Below are 3,422 nucleotides of genomic sequence, written 5' to 3'. Positions count from 1 at the left end.
CTGCCGGGCCCCTCGCCCACCGAGGCCGCCCCGGCCCAGCCGAACACCCGGACCGATGCGGCCCGGAGAGCCGCCGAGCTGGCAGCGGATGCCGCCAGTGTCCGGGCATCGTGGGAGTCCCACGGCCAGCCGCGCCGGATGGTCATCCTCCGGCCCGACAACATCGACCTGGTCGCTGACGGGCAGCTCATGAGAAGACAACCCTTTCCCGGTCACGCCGTCATCAGCACGCTCGACCGCTACCTGCCCAGCTCCTGGTTGACGGTCGCCGGCAACACGGCGGCGCTCAGCGCGGCCGTGGTCCTGACCCCCGGCGCGGTGCTGGACTCCGGCGGCGACGTGCGAACCCTGAAGCTGGTCGGTGGCGCGACGCCGGGCGACGCCGCCTCGCTCTACACCGGTGGTGGCCGGCTCATCCTGCGTGGCGTCTCGGTGACCTCCGCCGAGCCCGGTTCCCAGCAGCCGCTGCCACCCACGGCGGCCGGTCGACCGGCCATCGTGGTCTCGGCGGGGGGCAGGCTCGAGGCCACCGACACCACGATCAGCGATCTCGGCACGCAGCCGATGGGGACCGCTCAGGGCCGGGCCGGCGTGCTGTTCAACCCCGACAGCAGTGGCTCACTGATCCGCACCACGCTGGCCCGCAACAGCACCGGCGTCGAGCTCTCCGGATCGGTGGGCGTGCAGCTCCAGGACGTGACCGCGAGCGACTCGATGACGGACGGGGTCGTCCTGAGGGGCGACCGCGGTACCACGATGAGCGGGATCCGCGCGACGGGCAACGGTGGAAGCGGGGTACTCGTCACCGGCGTGAGCTCGAGCCGCCCCGTCACCGGCGTCTCGACGACCGGCAACGGCGACTACGGGGTCGCCGTCGTCGGGCAACAAGGCGCGCGGATCACCGGGGTCACGACCGCATCCGACAAGGGCGGAGGGATGCATCTGAGCCGGTCGACCAACTCCGTCATCACCGACTTCACCGCAACCGACCAGCCGATCGGTCTGTTCATCCACGTCGACAGCAACGGCACGGTGGTCGACCGGATGCGGAGCACCGGTGGCCTCCGCGGCATGGTGATCGAGAAGACCACCCACGGTCTCGATGTGCGCGAGTCCACGTTCACCGGCGCCGAGGTCGCAGGCATCGCGGTCGGCGGGCACCAGGTCCAGCTGGACGCCGTGCAGGTCGACGACTCCCGCACCGGCGTGCGGGTCGAACGGGGCGCGAGCGACGTCGCGATCACGGGCGTCCTCGTCAACCACGGGCACGACGGGATCGTCACGGCGGAAGGGACGAGTGGGGTCGTCGTGACCGACATGACGGTGAACCACGTCGCGTCCGACGGGGTGCGGACGTTCACTCCGGACACCCGGATCGTGGGCGGCCGGATCGTCGGTGGCAGCACGGGTATCGACGCCGCCGCGGCCACCAGCATCTCCGGCACGTCGATCGGCTCCGTCCGGCAGGGCATCTACTCACGATCGACCGGATCCGTCCGCGCCGACCGGGTCAGCGTCGACGCGATCGACACCGGGGTGTACGCCGCCGCCGGCAGTTCCGTCCAGCTGAGCAACTCGCGCGTGCACGCGCTCGAGGCGATCCGCGGCGTGGTCGGACAGCAGGGGATCAACGATCTCAGCCTGCCGCCCCTCAACCTGCTCGGGGCGATCGGAGTGCCCGTGATCCTGCTGGCCATCCTGCTGGAGATGGTGCACGCCGTCCGGCAACGGCGCGTCACCGCTGCCCGGCTTCGGCCCCGACCCGGACCGAAGCACCGCCTGCCGCCGCCCCAGAGAGCCGGCAGGCAGCTCGCCGGCAGCTCCCTCAGCGGCCCCGGTTCGCATCAGGGTCCGGACCAGTGACCCGGACGTCCACCGCGGTCCGTGCCGTGCTCGTCGTCGCGGCGTTCGCCCTGCTGGGCAGCGCCTGTTCCGCGTCTGTGCCACCACCTCTGGTCCGCCGCGTGGTCCCGGCCACCGCGGCGGTCGATCCGGCACGACCCTGCAGCCGACCGGCGCCTGCGGTGGCCCAGACCGCCCGGACCGTGCCGGCGGGCCTGGACGTCCAGTACGACAGCGCAACGAAAACGATCACCCTCCATCGTGGCGAGGCCGTCACCCTGCCCGATCTGAGCGCGGCGGTGAAGCGACCGGAAGCACTGCGCGAGGTCGCTCCCGGCGAGTGGCTGCTCGGCGCGAACATCCAGGTGCTCCCCGGCGCTTCGCTGCAGATCGCCGCGCCGGCCGTCCACTGGCTGAAGCTGACCAGCGACCCGGCCGGTTTCGTGTCCGTCCGGGCACTCGGCGGCGGCCTGAACATCAGCGGTACCTGCGTCACGTCCTGGGACGTGACGCAGAACCGCGTCGACACCGACGACGCCGACGGCCGCAGCTTCCTGCTCGCCCGCGACGGCTCGCAGATGACGATCGACCACGCCGAGCTGCGCTACCTGGGCTACAGCGACGTCGAGTCGTACGGGCTGTCCTGGCGCCTGCCAGGCACCGGCGGCCGGATCACCGACAGCATCGTCTCCAACCTGTACTACGGGCTCTACACCTTCGAGATCGGCGGCCTCGTGGTGCAGAACAACGAGTTCTACGACAACGAGCTGTACGCCATCGACCCGCACACGAAATCGCATGATCTGCGCATCGAGGGCAATAGTGTGCACGACAACGGTAAACACGGGATCATCCTGGCCGATGACTGCACCGACAGCATCATTCGCGACAACGTCGTCTACAACAACGCAGACCACGGGATAGTGCTCTACCTGAACTCCGACCGGAACCTCGTGGAGGGAAACGAGTCGTTCGGCAACGCCGACCAGGGCATCAACATCAACGAGTCGTCGACCGACACGATCCGTGACAACCGCGTCTACGACAACCACGGGACCGGCGTGGGCGTGTCGCTCGGACAGGACAACGTGGTGGAGCAGAACCAGGTGCGCGGCAACCAGCAGGACGGTCTCCGGCTGGTCAGCGACGCCGTACGCACCACTGTGCGCGACAACGTGGTCGGGGAGAACGTCCGCTACGGCCTCTACGTCGACACCGAGGGCGGATTCACACTCTCGAAGAACACCATCTTCGAGAACCGCACCGGTATCGTTCTGAACGTCGCTGCCGCGAGCCCCGCGGCTGACAACAGCGTCTACGACAACCGGGACGTCGACATCAAGAATGCGCCGGACTAGTCCGCGTCGCGTCAGGAACGAACGCCCGGCCACGACCACCCGGAGGACGAACCGACCGATGAGGGTGCACCGTTCCGTTCCCCTGCCACCACCGGGGCGTGGCCCGGCGAGCGGAAAGGTGACCATGCGGCGGATGATGCCGATGACCGCGGCACTGGCGGTACTGCTGATCGCGTCCGCGTGCGCCGGTCCCTCCGCCCCGCCGCCGCCGCCGTCGAGCAC

General features: G+C 69.8%; 2 protein-coding genes. Both read left to right on the top strand.

Annotated elements, in window-relative coordinates:
• On the top strand, positions 1 to 1,863 hold a 1,863-nt coding region (locus HF577_RS36900; RefSeq protein WP_169400636.1), incomplete at its 5' end, for a right-handed parallel beta-helix repeat-containing protein.
• On the top strand, positions 1,860 to 3,200 hold the full coding sequence (locus HF577_RS36895; RefSeq protein ID WP_169400635.1) for a right-handed parallel beta-helix repeat-containing protein: 1,341 nt from the start codon (positions 1,860 to 1,862) through the stop codon (positions 3,198 to 3,200). The genes HF577_RS36900 and HF577_RS36895, both read left to right, overlap by 4 nt.
• Positions 3,201 to 3,422 lie beyond the last annotated feature (222 nt).

The organism is Pseudonocardia xinjiangensis (genome assembly GCF_012911925.1).
Classification (GTDB): Bacteria; Actinomycetota; Actinomycetes; order Mycobacteriales; family Pseudonocardiaceae; genus Pseudonocardia; species Pseudonocardia xinjiangensis.
Note: the sequence above shows the minus strand (reverse complement) of the source record. Positions and strands in the feature narration are given on the sequence as shown.